Raw genomic sequence first — 4,851 nt, forward strand, 5'->3', positions numbered from 1 at the left:
CACGACAGTCGGGCCTCCGCGCTGCCCTCGCCAGCCACAGAACGCACGACGGTCTGCCGACTCCGTCGGCAGACCGTCAAGAAAGATCGAGGCTAGGAGCAGCCGACAATCAGGTTCCCCCACGAGCCTTCGTACCCACCGTGTCGTCGCACATGAAGCAGACTCAGACCGCCCAACAGGATCAACACTCATGTCCACCGTGCGTGTCGCCAACCCCTGCCTACATGCTCATACAGAGAGTCGCCCAACAGCTGCCCGGCGCAGGATCTCGCGCTCGAGGTGCCATTCCTTCTCGGCCTTCAGCAGCCGGGCGTTCTCCGCCCGCAGCCGGGCCAGCTCCTCCACCTCGGTGCCGCCCGCGTCGTGGCGTCCGGGCACGGCCTGGGCTTCGTCCTTGCGGACCCACGTCCGCAGCGACTCCGCGGTGATGCCGAGCTCTGCGGCCACCGCCGCGTACGTCCGCTTCCCGGCCGCGGCACGGTAGAGCGCGACCGCGTCCTTCCTGAACTCCTCCGAATACGGAGACTTGTGTCCCACGTGGACATCCCTCCCTGGACCATCAAGATCCATTGTCAGGGTATCCACTCCAAAGGATCATCCTCAATCCTGCCTCTGAAGGGCCATAAAGGCTGGTCAGTGGGGTGGTGACGTGGCGAAGCCCACCGTCGTTGGTTGTGGTGATCTCACTCAACACGACCATCGGCCGGGGCTTGGCTCTTCAGCCGTCACAGGCCGTCGTAGGAGGCAACTACGCTGCTGCTCGCGGGCTACTGGTTCGTCGGGCAGGCATCTTCCGGGCTCCCGCGAGCTTGCATCCGGTAGCTGCAGGCACGCTGGCCTACGTGAGCTGACCAGCTGCTTCGCCGAAGGCCTCCAGTAGCAGATCCAGGAATGGCGGCGGGCCATTAGGGTTCCATACGACGGAATAACCAGCCACTGGTGAGGCTTCCAGGGGCAGCGCTACCAGCCCTCGGGGGAGATGCGCGGTGCTCGATGCAGGCATAAGCATCACCGCGTCCATCCTGCACAGACGCGCGTAGGCCAAGCTCAGCCACACCTCCCGGATGGGTGGGATGCGCTCCAGGGCGGCAGCCAGGCTGTGCACTGCGTTCCAGTACCCAGGGTGGCTGGAGCGCGGCCAGCACAGCCATTCGTGTTTGGCCAGATCGGCGATCGCAACCCGCTGGCGGTAGGCGAGCGGATGGTTGGGGCCGACCACGACGCGCCATGGTTCGCGGCCCACCCCCTTCTCGGCCAGACCAGGGCCGGCCGGACTAAGCTCGAATCCGACTCCGACGTCTACCTGGCCACTCAGGACAGCTGACCACAAGGTCTCCTCGCTGCATTCCATGCTGCGGATCTGCAGTCCTGGCGCAATGCACTCCAACAAGCCCACAGTTTCAGGCAGGAGGCGATGGGCCACATCCGGAGTGTGTCCCACCATGATGAGGGTCTCGCCCCCCCCGATACGTCGCACCGTACCGATGGCTCGGTCCAAGGTCTGCAATCCCAGACACACTTGGTCACGCATCACTCGTCCCGCAGGTGTCAGGCGCACATGGCGGGTAGTTCGCTCGAACAGTTGCACACGCAAGATCGACTCCAAGGACTGCACGTGGGATGAGACTGCCTGCTGAGAGAGGAAGAGCCGTCTGGCTGCCCTCGTAAAGCTCAGTTCCTGCGCAACCATCAGAAAAGATCGCAGCAGACGCACGTCGAGGTCGTCCATATCCGCCACGCAACCTGCCTCACCCTCCCGCGCCTACTCGTCACCGACGACCACGGCAGCCCCGTCACCCCGTTCCTGTCCGCGTAAGCCATGGTCTGGCCAAGGCAATGCACAGCGCAGCTCACGCAGTACGCGGACACCGCTACCCAAGCTCCATTCCCGGTTGGGCTGAAGCCGACCATAACGAGGTACCTGCCGTGCTTTGCAGTTCGAAAGTCCCGTCGAAGGCTCGGACCCTGGCGGGAACATGCGCACTGCTACTTGACAGACATCTCCGCCCGATCCTGATTGCGGTTGTTGGTTGGCGCCGGGCGGGGTGGTCTGACCGGCGCCAAGTTGTGTCGGAATCATCAACAACCTTGAGGTGGCACGTCAATAACGATCCGAGATTCACATCAATGTCACGTGAAACATGGCGCATGACGGCAGCCGGACATGCTCCAGGCGGGCAGGGTCAGCCGAGTCCGGATGATAGTCACCAGAATTCCTGATGAATAGCCGTGATGTTCTGATCGCTCCCGGAGCTGAGCCGGGGTGCGCACATACGTAGTCCGGCGGAATCCGTAGTCGTGTACGTGGTACCTCGGATGCATGGGGCTAGCCCAGATCGCAACATTTGGCGCGACCTGCATGACAGCTACCCGGAGGTCGTGATGACGACTACGACCCACCGCCACCAGACCGGCACCGCCCTCATGGATGCGAGTACCGGCACCGACCTGGCCAGCGTGCGAGACCTGAGGCATCGAATGGCCGCAGTCCTCAAAAGTGCCGGGCTCGCCGATCTGGTCGAGCCCGCGACGCTGCTCGCGGGAGAACTTCTCAGCAACGCGGCAACCCATGCCCACGCACCCAACGGGCTTGATGCCTGCATCTGTCTTCGTGTTTGCCGAGAAGCACGGCACCTGCGTGTAGAAGTCGCCGACCCTGACCCCCTGCTCCCCCGTCCCCGACGATCCGACGAGGACGAAGAGCACGGACGGGGCCTGGCCATCGTGGAGGCTCTCGCCGAGGAATGGGGAGAGCGCCGCCTTAAGCATGGCAAGGTCATCTGGTTCGTCCTCAGCCTGACCGACTGATGCAGACCTTGCCCTGGCGCCGGTGCACCGTCGGAACCCGGACAAAGACTGTGATGACCGTGGACGGCACTGCGATTACTGACTCGAGGCCAACATCCGCCTGGTCGTCACGGTCGGCCGCCCGCCCAGCAGGCTCCACGACTCCTGGCTTACATCAGGTTGGGCGCCAACCGGCTCGTCAAGAATGCCCCGGTTATCGCCGACGCCGGCCATCTGGGCTGGGCTCCGGCACTCTCGTCCCCCACCTCGGCGACAACCTGAGCTGACCGCGCAGCAGGAAGCCCGCCGCAAGGCTAGGCCGTGTCTGACAAATGGCGCCGTCCGCCCGCAAGGCGGGGCGCGCGGCGTCCGGTGCGTGCAATCGCAAGGCGGAGGATCATCCTCGTACTGGACGTCCTTGAATGACTCCGACAACGCAGCGAGTGTGCGTGCCGGGCGTCGCGCGCCAGGCGGGATTTGTCAGACACGGCCTAGGGCGCTCGTTCGAGCATGTCTTCGCCGGATGAGGAACTGGAAGATCCTCCGCGACTGCTCGCTCAAGGGCGACGCCGTCTATCAGGTCCTCCACAGTGCGCCCGCTTTCAAAACCTTGCTCTCGGGACAGATCACGGCACGAGCGAGCATCCCGCAGTCCCTCAGACCTAACGGACAACCCCCAGGCAGACTCCGCCTCAACCATTGGGGCATGCGCCCCGAAGTCCACCGCCTGAAGTGACGCGTCAAGATCGTAGCGGCGCTGTAGGGCAATCAGCGGCCATAGAGCCGCCTGGGCCCAGGCACTTTGTCAGAGCCTGCTGAAGCCGTGCAGGTCGCCGGCGGCACGACCATATTTACGCCACCGCTGTGGAACGACGACGGCCCGGACTGTCTTTCCGCCTATCTGCTGAGGAGAGAAATCGAGGCACTCCGACAGGGCGGCCACGATACCGAGTCCGTAACCACCGTCTCTGAGTTCCGGAGCGCTGGATATGGAAGACAGACTCGGAATATATGGATCACTGTCCCATACCTCGATCACGGCTGCGTCACTTGACGCCTCAACACTCATTCGACAAGGTCCTGATGAATGTCGGCAGGAATTCGTCACCAGCTCCGACATTACCAGGGCTAGATCCTCCTGAGCCGCACGTGGCCACCCGGCGTTCCCAGCGAGGCGGCGGCAGGCGGTTCGAGCACGGACAAGAGACGCCTGCCTCCCTTCAATCCAGATCTCGACCCGCTCGGAAACAAGTTCTACGAATGCGCTGTCCACCGCTCCATCTCCTAAGATCGCCGCCGCGAGCCAGCTGGTCCGGTCCGGTATCAGCTATGGAACCAGGCGGGGCGCAAAAGCAACACAGGCGCTGTCTGATTCACAACGGGTCGGGTAGAGGTTGGTTGTGGTGCCGGAAGTGGTGTGCGGCGGCATTCCGGCAGCAATCGCAACCTTCAGCGGTGGCGGGAGCATGTGTCGCCCGCATCAGAGGACGTCCCGCTTGAGTGCGTGCTAGTTCATGGATTGTGCCAGGTTATGGCGCTTTCGCCGGTTGCTCGTTTCGCCAGGCTAAAGATCATCGCGAGGCGGATCATGCTCTCGGAGTGGGCTGGTTTGGTCTCGTAGTCGCGGGGCCAGTCGACGGTGCATCATGATCCACCCCAAACTGCGCTCTACCACCCAGCGCCGCGGTAGCACCGAGAAGCCCTTGGCATTCGTGTTCCTGGGCACGACATCGACGTCGATACCGAGGGTGGCGCCGTGTTCGATGGCCTGGGTCTTGTAACCGGTGTCGACCCACGCCTTGGTGATGGTGGGCTGGGTGGCGGCGAGTTGGGTGAGTAGCTGCTTGCCGGCCTCGTTGTCGGAGACCCCGGCCGCCGTCACCATGATCAGCAGTAATTGGCCGAGGGTGTCCACGACGATGCTGCGCTTGCGGCCTACGATCTTCTCGCCGGCGTCGGTGCCCTGGGTGCTAGTACTCCAGCCGGACTTCTGTATTTCTGCTGGTCAACGGCCTGGCGGTGGGGAGTGTAGCGGGGGTTTTGCATGGGTGGGACGGTCTTGGG

At 63.5% G+C, this 4,851-nt stretch carries 3 protein-coding genes and 2 pseudogenes; 1 reads left to right on the forward strand and 4 read right to left on the reverse strand.

Annotation, left to right across the window (positions count from 1 at the left end):
- Nucleotides 1-250 precede the first annotated feature (250 nt).
- A pseudogene (locus AC0699_RS39240) lies at nucleotides 251-537 on the reverse strand (transposase); the annotation flags it as partial.
- 301 nt (nucleotides 538-838) lie between these two features.
- Nucleotides 839-1,729, reverse strand: a complete 891-nt coding sequence (locus tag AC0699_RS39245) for a LysR family transcriptional regulator (RefSeq protein WP_478671324.1) — start codon at nucleotides 1,727-1,729, stop codon at nucleotides 839-841.
- A gap of 653 nt (nucleotides 1,730-2,382) precedes the next feature.
- Between AC0699_RS39245 and AC0699_RS39250 the strand changes: the two genes are divergently transcribed.
- Nucleotides 2,383-2,808, forward strand: coding sequence for an ATP-binding protein (locus AC0699_RS39250; protein ID WP_478671329.1), 426 nt, complete (start codon nucleotides 2,383-2,385; stop codon nucleotides 2,806-2,808).
- A gap of 784 nt (nucleotides 2,809-3,592) precedes the next feature.
- Here the strand turns inward: AC0699_RS39250 and AC0699_RS39255 are convergent.
- Together AC0699_RS39255 and AC0699_RS39260 are read right to left on the reverse strand one after the other, a co-directional pair.
- Complete coding sequence (locus AC0699_RS39255) at nucleotides 3,593-4,060, reverse strand: ATP-binding protein (RefSeq protein ID WP_478671333.1); 468 nt, start codon at nucleotides 4,058-4,060, stop codon at nucleotides 3,593-3,595.
- Between the two features lie 239 nt (nucleotides 4,061-4,299).
- Nucleotides 4,300-4,759, reverse strand: a pseudogene (locus AC0699_RS39260) (transposase); the annotation flags it as partial.
- Nucleotides 4,760-4,851 lie beyond the last annotated feature (92 nt).

The organism is Streptomyces sp. NPDC043870, from assembly GCF_056435785.1.

Excerpts from the sequence above, each read along its gene's own strand:
- AC0699_RS39245 (WP_478671324.1), bottom strand. The coding sequence starts at position 1,729 with ATGGACGACCTCGACGTGCGTCTGCTGCGATCTTTTCTGATGGTTGCG.
- AC0699_RS39250 (WP_478671329.1), top strand. The coding sequence starts at position 2,383 with ATGACGACTACGACCCACCGCCACCAGACCGGCACCGCCCTCATGGAT.